At 68.6% G+C, this 19080-nt stretch carries 14 protein-coding genes; 11 read left to right on the top strand and 3 right to left on the bottom strand.

Annotation, left to right across the window (positions count from 1 at the left end; genetic code table 11):
* Positions 1 to 161: 161 nt before the first annotated feature.
* From D7X96_RS12600 to D7X96_RS12590, 3 genes are all read right to left on the bottom strand, one after another.
* Complete coding sequence (locus tag D7X96_RS12600; RefSeq protein WP_121769809.1) at positions 162 to 1679, bottom strand: M35 family metallo-endopeptidase; 1518 nt, start codon at positions 1677 to 1679, stop codon at positions 162 to 164.
* A gap of 122 nt (positions 1680 to 1801) precedes the next feature.
* Complete coding sequence (locus D7X96_RS12595; protein ID WP_121725142.1) at positions 1802 to 2497, bottom strand: TFIIB-type zinc ribbon-containing protein; 696 nt, start codon at positions 2495 to 2497, stop codon at positions 1802 to 1804.
* A 74-nt stretch (positions 2498 to 2571) separates the two neighbouring features.
* A complete protein-coding gene (locus D7X96_RS12590) occupies positions 2572 to 4815 on the bottom strand; it encodes an ATP-binding protein (protein WP_121769808.1) in 2244 nt (747 codons plus the stop codon).
* A gap of 110 nt (positions 4816 to 4925) precedes the next feature.
* Between D7X96_RS12590 and D7X96_RS12585 the strand changes: the two genes are divergently transcribed.
* The 11 genes from D7X96_RS12585 to D7X96_RS12535 all read left to right on the top strand — a co-directional run bounded on the left by D7X96_RS12585 (position 4926) and on the right by D7X96_RS12535 (position 19069).
* Positions 4926 to 7382, top strand: a complete 2457-nt coding sequence (locus D7X96_RS12585; protein ID WP_121769807.1) for a transglycosylase SLT domain-containing protein — start codon at positions 4926 to 4928, stop codon at positions 7380 to 7382.
* Positions 7383 to 7549: 167 nt separating this feature from the next.
* Complete coding sequence (locus D7X96_RS12580; protein ID WP_121769806.1) at positions 7550 to 8986, top strand: amino acid permease; 1437 nt, start codon at positions 7550 to 7552, stop codon at positions 8984 to 8986.
* Between the two features lie 61 nt (positions 8987 to 9047).
* Complete coding sequence (locus D7X96_RS12575; RefSeq protein WP_121769805.1) at positions 9048 to 10490, top strand: hypothetical protein; 1443 nt, start codon at positions 9048 to 9050, stop codon at positions 10488 to 10490.
* Positions 10491 to 10647: 157 nt separating this feature from the next.
* Positions 10648 to 11796 carry an oxygen-binding di-iron domain-containing protein gene (locus tag D7X96_RS12570; protein ID WP_121769804.1) on the top strand — a complete coding sequence of 383 codons (1149 nt, stop codon included), beginning with the start codon at positions 10648 to 10650 and terminating at the stop codon, positions 11794 to 11796.
* A 13-nt stretch (positions 11797 to 11809) separates the two neighbouring features.
* Positions 11810 to 12847, top strand: coding sequence for a serine/threonine-protein kinase (locus tag D7X96_RS12565; protein ID WP_121769803.1), 1038 nt, complete (start codon positions 11810 to 11812; stop codon positions 12845 to 12847).
* A gap of 775 nt (positions 12848 to 13622) precedes the next feature.
* On the top strand, positions 13623 to 14003 hold the full coding sequence (locus D7X96_RS12560; RefSeq protein WP_120547367.1) for a VOC family protein: 381 nt from the start codon (positions 13623 to 13625) through the stop codon (positions 14001 to 14003).
* Positions 14004 to 14064: 61 nt separating this feature from the next.
* Positions 14065 to 15450, top strand: a complete 1386-nt coding sequence (gene selA / locus D7X96_RS12555; protein ID WP_121769802.1) for an L-seryl-tRNA(Sec) selenium transferase — start codon at positions 14065 to 14067, stop codon at positions 15448 to 15450.
* A gap of 6 nt (positions 15451 to 15456) precedes the next feature.
* The gene (locus D7X96_RS12550) at positions 15457 to 16050 is read left to right on the top strand and encodes an HNH endonuclease (protein WP_120547365.1); all 594 of its coding nucleotides are present in this window, start codon (positions 15457 to 15459) and stop codon (positions 16048 to 16050) included.
* 123 nt (positions 16051 to 16173) lie between these two features.
* Positions 16174 to 17220, top strand: a complete 1047-nt coding sequence (locus tag D7X96_RS12545) for a MinD/ParA family ATP-binding protein (protein WP_244219559.1) — start codon at positions 16174 to 16176, stop codon at positions 17218 to 17220.
* The gene (locus D7X96_RS12540) at positions 17217 to 18728 is read left to right on the top strand and encodes a helix-turn-helix domain-containing protein (RefSeq protein ID WP_121769801.1); all 1512 of its coding nucleotides are present in this window, start codon (positions 17217 to 17219) and stop codon (positions 18726 to 18728) included. The genes D7X96_RS12545 and D7X96_RS12540 overlap by 4 nt, the downstream gene beginning before the upstream one ends.
* 77 nt (positions 18729 to 18805) lie before the next feature.
* On the top strand, positions 18806 to 19069 hold the full coding sequence (locus D7X96_RS12535; protein WP_120526362.1) for a hypothetical protein: 264 nt from the start codon (positions 18806 to 18808) through the stop codon (positions 19067 to 19069).
* The last annotated feature ends 11 nt before the right edge of the window (positions 19070 to 19080 follow it).

Raw genomic sequence — 19080 nt, 5'->3', positions numbered from 1 at the left:
TCGAAAGCCTCCCTGGTTGGAACAGGGAGGCCTTGAGCAAGCCCGGGGCCAGCGGCCCCTCCAGAGGGAGCACGGCTGGCGTCCCGAGGGAACCCGGACTGCGTGTCAGGGAACGCGGCGCCGGCAATGACAAGCCGTCATGACACGCTGTCCGTCCGTCCTCAGTGGCTGTAATAGAACGACGAACCCCAGATGAACGCGGTCCGGCTGGCGGGAGCCGTGCCCACCAGGCAGTGCGCGCCGTCATAGCCTCCGATGGGGCAGCTGGGCGGCGGCGTGATGTAGAGGTTGTTCGCGTGCTTGAAGGGCGTCGAACCCCACGGCAGCGGCATGACGTAGCAGTTGGCCCCGTCGAACGACGAGGGCGGCGGGCACGCATTGCCAGGGCCGGGCGTCAGGTAGAGGTTCCCGGACCAGACGAAGTAGCTGGTGCTCCAGGAGGGGTAGGGGAGGATGTAGCAGTTCGCGGTGTCCCACCCGGAAGGCGCCGGACACGACGTGCCGGGCAGAGCGTTGACGTAGTACGCGTTGTTGTGGACGAACGACGTCAGGCCGGCGGGGACGTTCATGACGTGGCAGTTCGCGCCATCCCATCCCGCGGTGATGGGCGCGCCCGTGTGCGACGTGACGGTCGGCGCGCAGGGGTTGTAGGGGCTGTAGGGCGTGGCCTCGGCGAAGTACTCGTGCGAGTCCGCGTTCTTGATGGCCTTGTTCGGCTTCGTCACCGCGAGGTTCTGCGCCGCGCTGTGGCCGTACTCGATGTCGCGGGTGCTGGCGGTCCGCCAGAAGTGGCTGATCTCGTGAATCAACGTCCCTGCCTTGGAGTCGTTTCCGGTCATCGGCGCGGGCCAGAAGGCCTTGCAGAGGTGGACCTTGAAGTTCTCCCAGGGAATCACATAGGCATACGCACTCTTGTTGCAGTTGCAGAAGAACTTGATGTCTTCGTTGTCGACGGCGTCCCGGATCTCCCGGAAGTTTTCCCGGACGGTGCCATAGCGTGAGCTGTCATAGGCGCCGAACCACGTCGTGTAGCGGGAGGTGACGTTCCCGGCCACCAGATAGTCATAGGCATCATCCGCGTAGTTCAACGCGTGCTCCCGGGCGGCGATGATGGCGCTCTTCTGCGAGTCGCTGCACCCCTTGAACTTCTCGTTGTTGCCGCTGACGATCTTGGTCTCGTCTTCCAGGTCGTCCGGATTGGGACGCGGCTCCCGGCCCTCGATGTCCAGGGTGATGACGTTGGAGACGGCGAACTCCTTGTCGGACTGGGGGCTGAAGATCTCCGTCTTGTATTGGATGGAGTAGGTCCCGGAGACGGCCAGGTCGTAGTTGTCCCAGAGCGACGCGACGCCGGAGATGCTCTCTCCCGGCTTGAGCGTCAGGTAGTCGCGATCCGTGGGCGCCGCGCGCTTGTAGAGCCGGCCCATGTACTCGACGGGCTTGTCGCCCAGCGACACGGTGAGGATGTCCGCTTCGATGCCCTCGAGGACGGGCGTGTGGTAGCCGAGGAGCCGCACCGGGCTGCCGGACACATTCGTGAACGTGACCACGAGGTCCACGGGCGCGTCCGAGGGGAACTTCGTCGCCTTGGACGTGAGCTTGATTTCAATGGCCTCCCTGGCGCTGGCGTGGACTGGAATCGACACGAGCGCGGCCACGATGAGACAGAACCATTTCATCCGCTTCCCCCTGCTTGGGTGTTGATTGCCCGGGCAGGGTGCGACAATCCGGAGGGATGTTTCAATGTGACAAATGCGCTACTCGGCGCGCGGATTTGTAACCAGAATTGTTACAACCGCGGCTACTTGAAGATCTTCGACAGGAACCACACCACGGCGGACTCCGCGGCGCTGTTGTTCAGGTGCCTGGCGCGGCGGCCGTAGGCTTCGCTGGGCCGGGCCTTGGTCAGCTCGTCCGTGTACGGCGCGGAGCCCTCCGGCGCGCAGCTGCCGCAGTACAGCAGCTCCTCCCAGACGAAGCCGTAGCGCACGTCCATCCTCCGGCCACACGTCACGCAGGCCGGCTCGTCGCCGATGCGCACCTTGGGCAAGAGGCTCAGGCTCTTCTTGGGGTCGTACTCGTGCTCGAAGTCCGCGGCGGCGGGCCTGGGCTCCGGCTTCGGCTCCGCGGCCTTCTGGAGCTTCGCCAGCTCCTCCGCGTCCAGCGCCACGCCCCGGCACTTCGTGCAGACGTCCACCGCCACGTCCCGCAACTCCACCTCGGGGAGCGGCGCGTTTCCGCACGTGGGACAGGTGGGCGCCTGACGCCCGCAGGACGGACAGCCCGGGACGTACTGGAGCGACGCCTCACAGCCCTTGCACCGCCCGGGCTTGCCCTTCGCCGCTTCGAACACGGCCGTCAGCGTGGGACCGCCGACGACGCGCGCCAGCATCTCCTCCTCGAACCAGGCGGCACCGCAGGCACCGCACTCGTCGCGCACCAACCCCCGGGAGTAGGTGTTGCGCATCGTCGTCTGGCAGAAGGGGCACGCCTGCATGGCGCCCCAAGCCTACCGGGTCTTCCCCGGAAACGGGATGCCGGGGGCCGTTTCCCCCGAAGCTCAGGCGAAGCTCAGCCCGCGCGGCGGCGCTTGTCCTTCTTCGGCTTGGGCTCGGGCGTCTTCGAAGCGGGCGCGGGCTCGCGCAGCTCCTCCGGGACGGGGAGGGCGGGCTGCGAGGGGCGCGTGGGCGGCGCGGGCGTGCCATCCGGCAGCGCGGCCTCCACCGGTTCGGAAGGCAGCGCGGGCAGGCGGATGATGAACGTGGTGCCTTCGCCCGCCTTGCTCTGCACGCTGATGCTGCCGCCGTGGTTCTTCACGATGCGCTGGCAGATGGCGAGCCCCAGCCCCGTGCCCTTCTGCTTCGTCGTGAAGAAGGGCACGAAGATGTGCGGCTGCTGATCCGCCGGGATGCCCGGGCCCGTGTCGGAGACGCGCACCTCCACGAACTCGCCGCCCGCGCTGCGCAGGTCGCCGAAGCGCTCCGGCTTCTCCGTGCGCACCGTGATGCGGCCCGGCTGCGGCCCCAGCGCCTGCACCGCGTTCTGCACCAGGTTGATCAACACCTGCTTGAGCTGCTCCGCGTCACCCTCCGAGCGCGGCAGGCGCAGATCCAGCTCCACCGCCAGCTCCACCGTGGCCGGCATGTCGTTCTGGATGAGCCGCATCGTGCGCGTCACCACCTCGTTGAGGTCGGTGGGCCCGAAGTTCTGCTTCAGCGGCCGCGAGTAATCCAGGAACGCCGTCACCACGCCGTTGAGCCGGTTGACCTCCTCCACGATGACGTCCAGGAACTCGCCGTCCTCGCCCGGCAGCTTCTTGGGGTCCAGGCACTGCGCCGCGCCCTTGATGGCGCCCAGCGGGTTGCGGATTTCGTGCGCCAGGCCCGCCGCCATCTCACCCAGCGCGGCCAGGCGGTCCCGCTCGCGGATCTTCTCGTACAGCTTGGAGTTCTCCAGCACCGTCGCCATCCGCTCGGAGACCTCCAGGATGAGCGCGATTTCATCCGACGCGTACGCCTCCGGCACCCGTTCGTCCCACAGGTTCAGGAAGCCGATGACGCGGTCGTTGCCCATCAGCGGCACGCTGATGCCGGCCTTCATCTGGAGCAGCGCCGCGCGCGTGTCGTTGAGCCGCTTCAGTTCGTCCCGGAAGCGCTTGCCCTCCACCGCCTGCACCCGCATCACGGAGATGCGCCGCTCGATGTTCTCCAGCAGCACCGCCTTCTGCCCGCTGGCCACCGCGAAGAGCACGCCGCGCGCCGCCGCCGTGTCCAGCAGCGCCACCGGCAGCGGCCCTCGCGAATCCAGCAGCCGGTACCCGGGCCGGTCCTCCGCCATCAGGTACACCGACGCGTGCGTCACGCGCCCCGTCTCGTGGAGCGCGTCCAGCACCACGCGCGCCAGCTCTGAAATCTCGATGACGGACGCCATGCGCACGCGCAGGGTGCTCAGCGTGCCCAGCAGCGCGAAGCGCTCGCGGAAGAAGATGCGCACCACCATCTCCTCCACCTTGGTGCGCAGCGGATCCAACAGGATGAGGATGACGAACGCGGCCACCACCGTGTTGAAGACGAAGAGCGACGTGTTCTCGTCCACCCACGCCGTCAGCACCGTGAACACCGACGCCAGGATGATGGCCAGCACCGTCTGCGAGGCGATCTTCCCCAGCAGCTCGTGCAGGTCCATCAGCCGCAGCCGCAACAGCGTCTGGGCGAGGAAGAACAGGTAGAGCGTCGCGAAGACGGGGCCCAGCGTGGGGAACGGGATGTCGTTGCGCGACAGGAAGTCCAACCCGTTGAACAGCACCGCCGCGCCCGCGCCAATGGCCAGGTACGCCAGCCGGAACTGCTCGATGCGCGACTCCGTCGTGCGCACCCGGTGCACCAGCAAGGACACGGAAGTGAACAGCGTGCCCAGCACCCAGGCACCCAGCGCCAGCCGGGCCCATGGTTTGTCCGCCAACGGTGTAACGGCGACCGTCAGCCCCAGCACGCCGGACAGGAGGGCGAGCCGCCGGCCGACCTGATGGGCGCTTTTGCTGACCCCCAGGAATTCGAGGAAGAAGGCGACCGCCGCGCCGGGTACCAGGGAGACGACGAGCACCGTCGCCCCGAGCGCGATGCGCGACACCCAGCGGTAGTCCTGGGCGGGGAAGATGCTGTGGAAGAAGAGGCTGAGGTAGTACCCGGCGACCGTCAGCGTGAAGACGGAGTAGAGCGTCAGGACCCGGGGGCGTTGGGGGCGCAACAACATGGACACGCCCAGCGCCAGACCGATGATGGAAGCGAGTAGAGCGCTCTGGGTGCGGATATCCATGTGCAGGCGGACAGTCTAACCTCTGTCAGGGGCTGGAAATTTTCCAACCATTCCCAGTTGTCCTCGGGCGTGCCCGAGCGCATCACCCAGGGTCCCCGAGGCCCCCGCGAATGAAAGTGTCCCTCCAGCATCTAGCCCTCCTCGCCTCCGCGGCGCTGCTGACCGCGCAGGCTCCCGCCCCCGCTGACTCCAGCACGGCTCCCGCTCCCGCTCCGGCGGCACCGGCCGCCATGGCTCCGGCCGCCGCTCCGGCCCCTGATGGCGACACGGATCAGGCCCCCACGACGCGCACGGACAACGCGCCGTCGGAGGCGCAGCTGACGCCGCCGCCGGACGCGGACAAGGCGCCGTTGCCGGTGGGCTACGTGCAGGTGTTCAACCCGGCCTTCCCGGGCATCGTGCCGCCCACGCCGGTGGTGCACCGAGGGCGCCGCTACGGGCTGGAGGACCTGACGCCGTACTTCGCGGACGGCAAGAAGCGGGACGCGAAGGACGCGTTCGACAAGGGCCAGTACACCCAGGCGCGCGCGCTGCTGGAGGGCGAAGGGGACAGCCCGCCGGTGCGCTACCTGCGCGCGCTGTCGGCGGTGCGGGCCGGGGACGACAAGGCGGCGGCCACGGAGATGGCGGCGCTGGCCAACGACTACCCGGCGCTGAAGGACCGCTGCCTCACGCACGCGGGCGTGGCGCTGGAGTCCCAGGGCCGGCTGGACGACGCGGCGGCCAGCTTCAAGCAGGTGCCGGAAGGCTCGCGCATGTACGTGGACGCGCGCCTGGGGCTGGCGCGCGTGCTGCGCAAGAAGAAGGACTACGACGGCGCCATGGAGGCGCTGACGCCGCTCACCCAGCGCGCGATGACGGGCTGGGGCCGCAACGTGGGCGCGGAGGCGCTCATCGCCACGGCGGACCTCGCGGTGGAGAAGAAGGACAAGGCGGCGGAGAAGGCCGCGCTGTGGAAGCTGTGGGCCAGCCAGCCGCTGTCGCCCATCGTCAAGCAGGTGGAGAAGCGCCTCAAGGGGCAGACGCCGCCCGCGGAGGCCAAGGTGGGCCGCGCGGAGGCGCTGATTGAAGCGCACCGCAACAAGCAGGGCATGGCCATCCTGGAGCCCATGCTCGCGACGCTGAAGCTGCCGGACGCGCTCGCGTGCCGCGCGCACTTCGCGTTCGGCAAGGGGCAGCGCAAGGAGCGCCAGCACACGGCCGCCATCCAGGTGCTCACGCCGGTGGTGGCGCAGTGCAAGGACCGCGACCTGCTGGCCCGCGCGCTGTACGTGCTGGGCTCGTCGCGCTCCATCGTGGATCAGCAGCACGGCCCGGACACCTACGAGCGGCTGGCGAAGGAGTTCCCGGACCACTCGTTCGCGGACGACGCGCTCTTCTACGCGGCCGACCTGTACGTGAAGACGAACCGCCCCAAGGAGGCCATGGCGCGCCTGGATGAGGTGGCGCGGCTGTACCCCAAGGGCGACTTCCTGGGCGAGGCGCTCTTCAAGGCCTTCTGGGTGGCGCGCACGTCGAAGGTGGAGGACGGAGGCTTCTCCTTCCTGGACCGCATCGAGGCGCAGTTCGCCAACGCGGACGAGTCCTACGACGTGGAGCGCGCGCGCTACTGGCGGGCGCGCACGCTGGAGGAGCGCGGCAACATCCAGGGCGCCGCGGAGCTGATGGAGAAGCTCGCGGTGGAGCACCCGGCCACGTACTACGGCCTGATGGCGCGCTCGAAGCTGGGCGAGCTGGACCCGAAGCGGCTGGAGGCCGTGTCCGCGTCCATCTTCGACGTGCCGGAGGCCGCCAGCCCCTGGCCGATGTTCGCGGGCCCCATGGGGGAGGATCCGCACTTCCGCGCGGGCGTGGAGCTGCTGCGGCTGGGCTTCCCGGACTCCGTGTCGTCGGAGCTGATGCTGGTGAACCGCGCCAACCAGCCGCCGGAGTCCATGCGGCTCTTGGTGATGGTGCTGTCGCAGTCCGGCGACGCGCGCTCGGCGCACGCCATCGCGCGGCTCGCGCTGCGCAAGGACCTGAGCGGGCGCATCACCGCGCAGACGCGGCCGGTGTGGGAGGTGGCCTATCCCAACGCGTTCCGCGACCTGATTGAGAAGCACACGGCGCCCGCGGGCGTGGAGCCGGACCTGCTCCAGGCGCTGATGCGCGAGGAGAGCGCGCTGGACCCCAAGGCCCTGTCCTGGGCCGGCGCCATGGGCCTCACGCAGCTGATGCCGTCCACGGCGAAGGGCGTGGCGCGCGAGCTCAAGATCAAGAAGTTCACCGTGGACGCGCTGCTCCAGCCGGAGCTGAACATCCGCTTCGGCGCGCACTACCTGGGTGGCCTCATCAAGAAGTTCAAGGGCCACACGCCCTACGCGGTGGGCAGCTACAACGCGGGCTCCGGCGCGGTGAACCGCTGGCGCGCGAGCAGCCCGGACCTGCCGCTGGACGCGTGGGTGGAGGAGATCCCCATCGCGGAGACGCGCGGCTACATCAAGCGCGTGCTGCGCTCCTACAACACCTACCAGCTGCTCTACGGCCGCGCGCCCAAGGTGCCGGTGATGCCCAGTGCCTCCCGTTGAGACGGGAGGAGCGTGACAGGCAACGCTCGGCTCGGCCCGGAGTGCCAGGCACTGCTCTGCATACCGCCTTGTGATGAGACGAGCTTTCACCCGCGTACGTCGGGTGGGGGCCCGGCCTTGCCGCGGGGCGGAGCCGTAGAGAACTCCCTGGTGAAAGGGGGCCCGCCATGCACGAACCTTCCGCTGGGACCTCCGCGAGCCGCACGGGCCGGGGAATGGGCTGGCCCGCGATGGGGCTGTTGTCGGCGTCGGCCGTCATCAACCTGACCAACGTCGCGGCGATGTCCGAGTACGGGCTGGGGTCGATGGTGCTGTACCTCCTCCCCGCGCTGGTCTTCCTGCTGCCCGCGGCCTTCACCGCCGCCGAGCTGGGGAGCACCTGGCCCGGAGGCGTCTTCACGTGGGTGCACGAAGCGCTGGGTGAGAAGTGGGCGTTCTGCGCCGCGTGGCAGCAGTGGGTGCAGAACATCATCTTCTACCCCCTGCTGCTGTCCTTCGCCGCGGGCAACGTCGCGTACCTCGTGTCACCCGGGCTCGCGCTCAGCGGCCCCTTCAACGGCGCCTTCGTGCTCCTGGCCTTCGGCCTCTGCGCGGCGATGGCCGTGCACGGCGTGGGGCACGCCTCGCGCTTCTCCGTGTGGGGCGTGGTGCTTGGCATCGTGACTCCCACGGTCCTGCTGACGGTGCTGACGGTGGCGTACCTCCTGGGGGGCCACGCCTCCGCCACGCCGCTGGGAGCGAGTCACCTGCTGCCGCCGTGGTCCGGCATCGGCGGGCTGGTGCTCGTGGTGGGCAACTTCCTCGCCTACGGCGGCGTGGAGGTGAGCGCGGTGCACGTCCGGGAGATGAAGGACGCGCGCCAGGGCTATCCCAAGGCCATGGTGCTGATGGCGCTGCTCGCCACGCTCATCTTCGTGTTCTCCACGCTGGGCGTCGCCGTGGCCGTCCCGCACCAGCGGCTGGACTTGAGCGCGGGACTCATCCAGGCCTTCGAGACCTACCTGGACGTGTATGGCTTGAAGCGGATCGCCCCGGCCTTCGGGCTGCTGTTCCTGCTCGCCTCGCTGGGCACGGTGCTCACCTGGATGCTGGGGCCCAACCACAGCCTGTTGCTGGTGGGGCGCAAGGGCCTGCTGCCGCCGCTCTTCCAGCGCACCAACCGCCACGGCACCCCCACGGCGCTCCTGGCGACGCAAGCCGTGCTGGTGGCGCTGCTCTCCCTGGCGTTCTTCGTCGCGAAGGACGTCAATCAGGTCTATTGGGCGCTCGCCGCCATGACGACCCAGCTCTACATCCCCATGTATGGGTTGTTGTTCGTGTCGGCGTTGAAGCTGCGCCGCACGCGCCCCGGAGTTCCGCGAGGCTACCGGGCACCGGCGCTGCCGCTGCTCGCATGTGTGGGAATCGTGGCCTGCGTCCTGGCCTTCGTCGTGGGCTTCGTGCCGCCCAAGCAGCTCCAGGTGAAACAACCCTTCGCCTACGTGGCGAACCTGGCGGGACTCGTCTTCGCCCTGGGCGCCGTGCCCTTCGTGCTCTACGCGCGCCGGAAGCCAGGATGGCGGCGGCCGGCTCCGGATGGAGCAATAGTCCGCAATCCATGCTGAGCCTTTAATTCGTGGATTCGTTGTGGAGGGGAGGGGGCGGGCCGTGGTTTCGTAGGCGGCCATGCCCACCCTCCGAACGAGAATCGCTCCCCTCGCATTGGCGGCCATCACCCTGGTGGGCCTGTGTCTTCCGGCGGAAGCCGAGGCGCAGGCCTGGTCGCTGACGAACGCGCAGCGCCAGGCGTTCCTGCGCTACTACGCGCCGGTCATCTTCAAGCGGGCCAATGGCAACGGCAACGAGCACGGCTACGACTGGCTGACGAACTTCGACTTCGACCAGGACGGGGACTTCTCCAACAACAAGCTGCACTGGAAGCAGATCAACCAGTACGTGGACGCGTCGCGCACGGGCCCCAGCGCCTTCGACAGGTGGCGCATCCGGCCCACGCTGTACACGTCGCTGATTGAATACATGGACGGGGGGAAGAACCTCGTCCTCGTGTATCACCTGTATCACGCGCTGGACAAGAACGCGGCGGGCAACTGGCAGCTGCACGACTGGGAGCGCGTGGAGCTCCAGGTCCGCAACGTGGTGGGCAACCCGGGCAGCGGCGAGTCCGTGGCGTTCGCGGTGGTGACGCAGCACAAGCGCAACGTGGTGCGCCGGCAGGGCAGCGGTGACCTCCAGTTCATGCAGACGGGCACGGGCAGCCACCTGCTCATCTGGCAGGCGGAGTGGTCCGACAAGCTGCTGGCGCCGCACGGGCAGGAGCTGCGCTTCGTGACGGATCCGTATTCGTTCTTCGCGGGCCGGATGGCGTCCGGCGGCAAGGCGGAGGCCGACGTGAACAACGACGACGGCCGCAAGAAGCTGCACTACGTCTTCGTGCCGGAGGACGACGGGGCGGCGGTGTCGGCGTTCAACGCGCAGCCGCTGCGGTACTCGACGGCGGACGCGCTGGCCAGCCGCTACGACAACGGGGACTCCGCCAACTGGCCCGCGGTGAAGCGCGTCACCTACGAACTGCAGGACGTGGCGGACATCCTCCCCACGCACTGGGAGTTCGGGGGCTATGCGACGCACTGGCTGGCGGATTCACCCCGGTTCTTCTTCCTGGAGAGCCCCGTGGTGAACGAGGCGGGGCAGGCGGAGGTGAGCGCGGGCATGCAGCGCTTCTTCTCCAAGACGCGGGACGTGGAGAACCAGGACGACCGCGAGGGCTACCCGTCCAAGGCATGGTTCTTCGGCACGTTCGAGCTGAACGACAAGGCGTCCGACACGGGCGGCGGCGGTGGCTCGTTCGGCGACAAGTCCTGGGCGAGCACGGTGGTGGACTCGCGAGGCCAGACGCGCGCGAGCGCCAGTGGCTACCCGGCGTCGGCGAATTCCTACTGGTGGCAGCACGACTACTTCGTGCACTCGGGCGTGACGGACGACATCGACGGGCAGGAGCAGGGCTTCTGGCTGCCGGGCGCATGGTACCTGTCCCAGAACGGCGGCTTCGACGGACGCTGGGTGCAGCTCTTCGGCGACCGGCCAGGCAAGGAGTCTGGCGAGGACTGATTTGGTCCTGATTGCCGTGGGGCGGCAGAGCGAGAAGCGGCGCTCATACGCTCCCGGTGGTGGGGGCAGGAAGCGGCTCGGGATCGGAGTGGGGCTGATAGGGTGGGAAGAACGTCTTCTCTTTCCACCCCCCTCGTTTGCGTGAAGGAAACACGCCATGAGCCAGCCCAGCGCCCCCAGCCCCCAACAAATAGACCTCAACCGCACTGCCGTCGAAATCGCCCCCGAGACCTTCTGGGTCGGGAAGCGCGAGTCCGGCGGCATCTTCTTCGCGAACCCGTATCTGCGCCGTTTTCAGGGCACGGACACGCGGACGAAGAAACCCGCCGAGTTCAACCTCCTCATCGATCCCGGGTCGAGCAGCGACTTCTCCACCATCCACACGAAGGTGGTGTCGCTGATTGGCGGGATGGACCGCCTGTCGGCGCTCTTCATCAACCACCAGGATCCGGACGTGGGGTCGTCCGCGAACATCATCTCGGCGCGCTATTCGCCGCGCGCGAGCATCCTGTGCTCCGAGGACACCTGGCGGTTGATCGTCCACTTCAACCTGCCGCGCAACCGCTTCATCCCGACGGAGAAGTTCTCGGCGGGGTTGAGCGTGCCCACGGGGCACAAGCTGTTGCCGGTGCCTTCGCCGTTCTGCCACTTCCGTGGCGCGGTGATGCTGTACGACCCGCAGACGCGGGTGCTCTTCACGGGCGACCTCTTCGGTGGCCTGACGGACAGCAAGGCGCAGGGGCTCTGGGCGGACGAGTCCGACTGGAATGGCATCCGGGCGTTCCACCAGATCTACATGCCGGTGAACTCGGCGCTGGTGCGCGCGGTGGCGGCCATCCGGAAGCTCACGCCCGCGGTGGAGATGATCGCTCCGCAGCACGGCCGCGTCATCCGGGGCAAGCTGGTGCAGCAGTTCCTGGAGCGCATGGAGCGGCTGCAGGTGGGCCTGGACATCATCGACGAGGCGCAGGACCGCACGCACCTGCAGGCCTGGAACGCGGTCATCGACCGCGTGCTGAACCTGGCGCGTGGCTACCTGGGCGACTCGGTGGAGGCGAAGCTCACCGCGAGCGAGCAGCTGGCGGACACGGCGAAGTTCAACGGCCAGCGGCTGGAGGTGAGCCGCATGGGCAAGTGGACGCTGGAGCACGTGGTGGAGGTGCTCTGCCAGGGTGAGCCGTCTGAGATTTCGGGCCCCATCATGGTGGAGGCCACGCTCGCCGCCGCGGAGTACAACCTGCCCACTCCGCACCTGGACCTCGAAGGCGCTGGAGCGCCGGCGCCGGTCTCGTTGCTGGAGCCGTGAGAGGGGAGGGCGGGTGCATTCCAAGGACCGAGACAGCGGAGGCCTGACCTACCTGGGCCCGGAGGCGCTGAACGCGCGGCCGGGCAACGCCGTGGCCGAGGACGGGTCCGAACCGACGCTGCCGCAGGTGCGCACGCCCGTGTCACCGGGCGGGACGTTGCTCCAGGGGGCGGTGACGCCCCGGCCCCCCACGCCCCTGCACCAGGGATTGGTCCCGGGGCAGGTGGTGGCGGGGCGCTATCAGGTGGAGCGGTGGCTGGGCGTGGGCGGCACGTCGGCGGTGTACCAGGCGCTGGATGTGAAGAAGCAGCAGCGCGTGGCGCTGAAGGTGCTGGCGGTGCCGTACGCGGATGAGGCGTTGGTGACGCGCTTCCGCCAGGAGGTGGAGCACGCCCGGGCGCTGGAGCACGTGAACATCCTGCATGTGTTCGACGTGGGCTCGGATGGAGAGCGGCATTACCTGACGGTGGAGCTGCTGGAGGGGAGGGACCTGCGGCAGGTGATGATGGAGGGGCGCCCCACGCTGGCCAATGCGTTGCGGTGGCTGACGCACGCCACGGTGGCGCTGGAGCACGCGCACGCGCACGGCGTGCTGCACCGGGACGTGAAGCCGGGGAACCTGTTCATCACGCGCACGGGCGTGCTGAAGTTGATGGATTTCGGTCTGGCCAAGAGCGCGCATGTGATGGGCAACACGGCCCAGGGCGCGACGCTGGGGACGCCGGAGTACATGGCGCCGGAGCAGGTGACAGGGGCGGAGGTGGCACCGGCCACGGACCTGTATGCCTTGGGTGTGGTCGCGTATGAGCTGCTCACGGGGCAGTTGCCGTTCCGGCATGCGCAGCCGGTGCCGCTGATGCTGATGCACGTGCAGGAGACGGCCGTGCCTCCGAGGAAGCTGCGGCCGGAGCTGCCGGAGGCCTTTGAGCAGGTCGTGGTCAGGCTGATGCGGAAGCGCCCGGAGGAGCGTTACGCGAGTGCCACGGTGCTGCGCGCTGAATTGGCGAAGCTGTGGCCGCTGGTGCTCCACCACGCGGTGCCTCGCCGCTAGCCGCAGCACTCGCCTGACTGTGGCCTCTCCGATGCCCAGCAGGCGAGTCATCTGAACATACAGCCGAAGTGAGGAAACTCCGCGCAGGAGGTCGGGAACGACTACTGCGGCGGCGGGTAGCTGGGGCAGCCTCTGTTATGCGAATTGCAGTAGTCTGCGGGCCCATAACCCGTGCAGCAATCATCTTTGCCGCAGCCAAACTTGCACAAAGGGCGGCAGTCGGCGTCGGAACTCCCATTCTCGACATAGATGCAGACGCCGTTCCCTCCACTACAGGTGGAGTACGGAGCGGCCCCCGGAAGACAGGCAGAGATTCCATCCTTTCTGGAAGCGAGTTCTGCCTCTGGGGCCACATCGGTCGCCACACCACAGCCCACCAGAAAGATTGCTGCCAGTACACTCCGCAGAATGCTTGACATGGTTGCTCCTGTGTTGGCGCTGAACGTGCCCCCGACAGCTGGAGCTCGTGTCAGTCGCCCAATGATTGCCCCCATTTCTACAGACTCGCTCAGGGCCTGCCCAGGACGCTTGTCGGTAATGTCGGTTCAAAGACTTGTGGCGGACGGGACGGGGGATGGAGCAGGGCTGTTCTGCTTCGCCGCCTTGGCTTTTGAACGCGCCATGACTCACCCCTTCGGCCAATGACTTTCAACTGCCGATGCTTCGATGGAAAGGCATGGCCTTACAAGAGGGCCCCAGGGCAACAAGAAGCCATGCACAAGCTCCTGCGGAGTGGGGTATGGATGAACCTCGTCGTCCATGCAGGGGGCCCACCATGTCTGTCCGCTTCAATCACACCATCATCCACTCGAAGGATCAGGTCGCGTCCGCGCGCTTCCTCGCGGAGTTGCTCGCGCTTCCGGAGCCCACGCGCTTCGGGCACTTCACCGTGGTGAAGCTGTCGGATGGGGCGTCGCTCGACTACATGACCACGAAGGACGCCATCTCCGGTCAGCACTACGCGTTCCTGGTGACGGAGGAGGTCTTCGATTCGCTGATCGCGAAGATCCGCGAGCGGAAGATCCAGCACTGGGCGGACCCGTTCGGCCACCAGGAGAACCAGATCAACACCCATGACGGAGGCCGTGGGGTCTACTTCCAGGACCCCAGCGGTCACTACATGGAAGCCATCACGGTTCCCTACGGCGGATGGTGACGTTTTGATGTCTGGGATTGTTCTCTGACACGGCTGGGAAGGGCGGAGTAGAGTCCGGGGCATGGGCGCTGCGTCGAACCCCCCGGATGGCAAGAACGCGTTGCTGCGCGGCCTTCCCTCCATCGAACAACTCCTCCGGCGGCCGTCGCTGGAGTCCCGGCTCGCGAACCTTCCCCATGCGCGCGCGGTTGCCGCACTGCGGCTCGCTGTCGAACGCGTGCGCTCCCGGCTCCTTGCCGGTGACCTGCGCCCCTTCGAGGACGCGGACGTGGAGGCCGCGCTCGCTTCCCTGGCAACGCCGAACCTGCGGCCGGTGATCAACGCCACGGGCGTCGTGCTCCACACGAACCTGGGCCGCGCACCCCTGGCCCCCGAAGCCGTGGAGCGCGTCGTCGCTGTCGCTCGCGGCTACTCCAACCTCGAATACGACCTGGACGAAGGCGAACGCGGCAGCCGCTACGCGCCGCTCATCGGCCTCCTGCGCACGCTCACCGGCGCGGAGGACGCCATCGTCGTCAACAACTGCGCGGGCGCCGTGCTGCTCATCCTCGCCGCACTCGCCTCCGGCCGTGAATGCATCGTGTCCCGCGGTGAGCTCGTCGAAATCGGCGGCGGCTTCCGCATCCCGGACGTCATGCGCCAGTCTGGCGCGAAGCTCGTGGAGGTCGGCACCACCAACCGCACCCGCCGCGCGGACTATGCCAATGCCTTGAGCCCGGACACCGGCCTCATCGTGAAGGTCCACCGCTCCAACTTCGCGCTCGTCGGCTTCACGGAAGAGGCGTCCCTCGCGGAGCTCACCGAACTGGGACGTTCCCGTGACGTGCCTGTGTTCCAGGACCTGGGCTCCGGCGCGCTCGTGCCCCTGTCCGGCCCGGGCCTCACTTCGGAACCCACCGTGGGGCAGGCCATCCGTGATGGGGCGGACGTCGTCGCGTTCTCCGGCGACAAGCTGCTCGGCGGACCCCAGGCCGGCGTCGTCGTGGGCCGGGCGGACCTGCTCAAGCGCATCAAATCCCACCCGCTCACACGTGCGCTGCGTGTCGACAAGATGACGGTCGCGGCGCTGGAGGCGACGCTGGAGCTGTACCGGGATGGCCGCCCGGAGGCGGTCCCCACCCAAAGCCTGCTCACCCAGCAACCGGCTGTGTTGCAAGCCCGTGCCGAACGCCTGGCGGCCCTGCTCGCGGCGCGCGGCATTGTGGGCCGCGTGGTGTCCGTGGATGGACAGGTGGGAGGAGGTGCCATGCCTCTGTCCCGGTTGCCTTCCTACGCTTGCAGCCTCACCGTAGTAGCGCCGAAAGTATTCCTGGAACGTCTGCGCGAAGCCGAGGTGCCGGTTATTGGCAGGATTGCGGATGACGAGGTCGTTCTCGACGTCCGGTGTCTCTCAGAGGAGGACCTGGGGCAGGTCGCGCAGGCTGTGGCGGCCGCCCGTTCGGGATAGCCAGCCATGATCAACAGCGCCGTGCTCGTTTTAAACCGGTACTACCAACCGGTTCACGTGACGTCGGTCAAACGGGCTTTTTCCCTGCTGTATCAGGGCGTCGCCAAAGCCATCGACGAGCAGTACCGCCTGTATGAGTTCGAGGACTGGGCCGCCCTCAGCGCCACCCAGGACAGCATCACCACCATCGACCGCACCATCCGCGTCCCGCGCGTCCTCGTGCTCGGCGCGTATGACCACCTGCCGCGCGCCAAGGTGCGCTTCTCGCGCCTCAACATCTATGCGCGCGACAACGACACCTGCCAGTACTGCGCGAAGCAGCTGCCCCGCCCCGAGCTCAATCTGGACCACGTCAACCCGCGCACCCAGGGCGGCAAGACGACGTGGGAGAACGTCGTGTGCTCGTGCGTGCCCTGCAACCTGAAGAAGGGCGGACGGACGCCGGAACAGGCCGGGATGCGGCTGCTCAAGAAGCCCGTGCGCCCGCGCTGGACGCCGCTGTTCCGCGGCGCCATCCGCAAGGTCACCTACCGTGAGTGGCTGCCGTTCCTACACCTCGCGGACGTGTCGTACTGGAACGTCGAGCTGCTCGACGAGTGACAGCGAACGGTCTCCCGGCCGCCTGCTCCCCGAGCCTCCTGGCGCCGGGGCGCGGGCCGCCGGTGCTACAGGGGGCGGCCGTGAAATGGCGGGGTGTCGACTCGGGCGGTAGGACGGGCTTTGATGCGAGCCTCCGTGAAGCCCGCCCCCTTGCCTCCAGCCAATCCCGCCGCGCTTGCTGGCCCTTCGCCACGCGCGGGAAATGACGTGTCGCCTTCGGGGCCCGCGGGGCTTGCTCGCCGCGCACGAGCGCGGCGGATCATCGCGGTGGGCGGCGGCAAGGGCGGCATCGGCAAGTCGATGGTGTCCGCGAACCTGGGCGTCGCGCTCGCGCAGGCAGGCCAGAAGGTGCTGCTCGTGGACGCCGACCTGGGCGGCGCCAACCTGCACACCTGCCTGGGCGTGGGCCCTCCGGAGGCCACGCTGTCGGACTTCCTGCGGCGCGGGAAGGCGAACCTCGAAGAGGTGATGGTCTCCACCGGCGTGCCCGGGCTGTCGCTCATCGCCGGCGCGCAGGACTCGCTGGACGCGGCGAACCTCAAGTACGCGCAGAAGCAGAAGCTGCTTCGCACGCTCTTGACGCAGACGACGGCGGACTACCTCATCCTGGACCTGGGCGCGGGCACCAGCTTCAACACGCTCGACTTCTTCCTCATCGCGGATCACGGACTGCTCGTCGTGCTGCCGGAGCCCACGTCCGTGGAGAACGCGTACCGCTTCGTCAAGGCGGCCTTCTTCCGCAAGCTCCAGCAGACGGAGGCGCGCTACGGCATCCAGGACATGGTCGAAGGCGCGCTGTCCACCCGCGAGGGCGCCTTGCGGACGCTGCACGACATCGTCGAGCAGGTGCGGCGCAAGGCCCCTTCCGACGCGGAGCGGCTGGAGCGGGAGCTGGCCGCGTTCCACGTACGGCTCGTCGTGAACCAGGCGCGCACGGACGCGGACGAGAAGGTCGGCGCAGCGATGGTGTCCGCCTGGAAGAAGTTCTTCGGCATCGACATGGATGACCTGGGCGCCCTGCGCCACGACGACGAGGCGTGGAGAGCGGTGCGCAAGCGCAAGCCGGTGCTGCTCGAGCGGCCCGATTCCCCCGTGTCCCAGGGCCTGAAGCGCATCGCCGCGCGCATCCTGACGCTCGACGGCCTTTCCCCCGAGTCCGCCATCCCATGAAGCCCTTCGCGCAGCAGACCTACTACGAGCTCCTGGAGGTGCCGCCCACGGCCAGCGACGCGGAGATCCGCGCGGCCCACGAGCGCCTGATGGAGCTGTATTCGCCGGATTCCATCGCGGTGTACGCGCTGGGGGATCCGGATCAGGTGGCGGCGCTGCGTGAACGGATGAACGAAGCGATGGAGATGCTCACCGACGCGGACCTGCGCGTCGAGTATGACCGCTCCATCGGCCTGTCCACGGAGCGGCTGTCGAAGGCGGCCGCGACGGCGGAGGCCGCGGACAAGGTGGATTCGGCGGCGCGCGTCGCGGAGGCCCTGGCCACCGCGGCGGCGGCGCTGGCGAAGGCCGCGGGCGCGGTGGACGCCGAACGGTTGGAGGCGGAGTCGCGACTGAAGGCCGCGGCGACCGTGAACGACAACGAAGGGGAGGCCCCGCGCACGAGCGGGACGCCTGGAAAGAGCGAGGAGCGGATGCGGGCTGAAGAGTCGAAGCGGCAGGAGGCCTCGGGGATGGACGCGCCAGTCGTGCCCTCCGAGCCGGTGACGGTGGGGGGCGTGGCGGTGGTGGATGCCTTCCGTGCCTCGTTCACCCGGAGCCTGTCGTTCGTCTACGTCCCCGCCACTCCGCTGCGCGGCCAGGGCAGGGGAGCCGAAGCCCCGGCCGTGGAGGCCGAGTCCTCCGCTCCCGCCGAGCCCCCGGCGGTCGCCGCCCCGCCGGTGGACGCCCCGCAGGAGGCCGCACCCGCTTCCGGGAGCGCCCCCGTGGAGACTCCGGTGGCCGCCGAGGTGGCTGTCGCCGCCGAGGCCACCGAGGTCCCGGAGCCCCAGCCCGCGCCGGAAGCCAGCGCCTCGCCTGCCGCCGAACCCCAGGCCCCGGAGACCGTGGCCGCCAGCCCCGCGCCGGAGCCGGACGCGCCCGCTGTCACGACCACCCAGGGCGAGTCGGAGCCGAACCCCGCCCCGGCGACGCCGGCCCTGGACGCCAGCACCAGCGCGCTGGCCCGGATCCCGGCCACCGGGGCCACCCGCGCCGCCGTGCGGCCCCTGACGTCGCGGCCCATCGACTCGCGTCCGGCGCAGAACGGCCCCACGGGGCCGGGCAGCGTGAAGAGCCCCACGGTCCGCAAGCTCGGGGACGCCCAGGTCCTGGCCCAGGACTCCGCCATCGCGACCGCCGAGTCCGCGCTGGCCCAGGTGGCCGCCAAGGTCCGCGACGCCCGCCCCCGGGGCGTGGACATCCCGTCCGACGCCGAGTTCAACGGCGAGCTGCTGCGCCGCGTCCGCGAGGCCCGCGGCCTGTCCATCCACCAGCTGGCGGACCGCACCCGCATCTCCGTGCGTCACCTGGAGAACGTGGAGGCGGACCGCTACTCCGCGCTCCCCACCACGGTGTACCTGCGGGGCATCCTCATGAACCTGGCCCGCGAGCTGGGCCTGGACCCCCTGCGTGTGTCCAAGAGCTACCTCGCGCTGTTCTCCGAGAAACCCGCCAAGTCGGGCCGTTGACCGGCAGTCGGCCAGCCCCCCTCCCGTGCGACGGGAAAAGTTGACTCGCACGGGGTGGGTGCCTAAGTAGTGGCACGATGACGGAAGAGGAAAAGGTCAAGGCGATGCGACTCGCTCGCGCGATCGCCTCCGATATCTCGCTCTACAACGAGCAGAAGATCATCAAGGGCATCGAGCAGGACAACCTTTTCGAGGTCCTCAAGGAGGAACTGGAAGAGGGGCGCGCGCTCTACAAGAGCCGCGTGAGCGCGGAGATCAGCACCCAGGCGAACTTCTTCGAGCGCGCCATCAACGACATCGTGCTGCGCTCCAAGGCGCACGTGAAGTCGAAGATCTGGTAGCGCCCGCCGCC

Origin of the sequence: Corallococcus interemptor, from assembly GCF_003668875.1 — a bacterium.
In the GTDB taxonomy this organism is placed as follows: domain Bacteria; phylum Myxococcota; class Myxococcia; order Myxococcales; family Myxococcaceae; genus Corallococcus; species Corallococcus interemptor.
The sequence above is the reverse complement of the archived record's forward strand: the minus strand, read 5'-3'. Positions and strand labels throughout refer to the sequence as shown.

Coding starts and splice junctions, on each gene's coding strand:
- D7X96_RS12600 (WP_121769809.1), bottom strand. CDS start 1,679: ATGAAATGGTTCTGTCTCATCGTGGCCGCGCTCGTGTCGATTCCAGTC.
- D7X96_RS12595 (WP_121725142.1), bottom strand. CDS start 2,497: ATGCAGGCGTGCCCCTTCTGCCAGACGACGATGCGCAACACCTACTCC.
- D7X96_RS12590 (WP_121769808.1), bottom strand. CDS start 4,815: ATGGATATCCGCACCCAGAGCGCTCTACTCGCTTCCATCATCGGTCTG.
- D7X96_RS12585 (WP_121769807.1), top strand. CDS start 4,926: ATGAAAGTGTCCCTCCAGCATCTAGCCCTCCTCGCCTCCGCGGCGCTG.
- D7X96_RS12580 (WP_121769806.1), top strand. CDS start 7,550: ATGCACGAACCTTCCGCTGGGACCTCCGCGAGCCGCACGGGCCGGGGA.
- D7X96_RS12575 (WP_121769805.1), top strand. CDS start 9,048: ATGCCCACCCTCCGAACGAGAATCGCTCCCCTCGCATTGGCGGCCATC.
- D7X96_RS12570 (WP_121769804.1), top strand. CDS start 10,648: ATGAGCCAGCCCAGCGCCCCCAGCCCCCAACAAATAGACCTCAACCGC.
- D7X96_RS12560 (WP_120547367.1), top strand. CDS start 13,623: ATGTCTGTCCGCTTCAATCACACCATCATCCACTCGAAGGATCAGGTC.
- selA (WP_121769802.1), top strand. CDS start 14,065: ATGGGCGCTGCGTCGAACCCCCCGGATGGCAAGAACGCGTTGCTGCGC.
- D7X96_RS12550 (WP_120547365.1), top strand. CDS start 15,457: ATGATCAACAGCGCCGTGCTCGTTTTAAACCGGTACTACCAACCGGTT.
- D7X96_RS12545 (WP_244219559.1), top strand. CDS start 16,174: ATGCGAGCCTCCGTGAAGCCCGCCCCCTTGCCTCCAGCCAATCCCGCC.
- D7X96_RS12540 (WP_121769801.1), top strand. CDS start 17,217: ATGAAGCCCTTCGCGCAGCAGACCTACTACGAGCTCCTGGAGGTGCCG.
- D7X96_RS12535 (WP_120526362.1), top strand. CDS start 18,806: ATGACGGAAGAGGAAAAGGTCAAGGCGATGCGACTCGCTCGCGCGATC.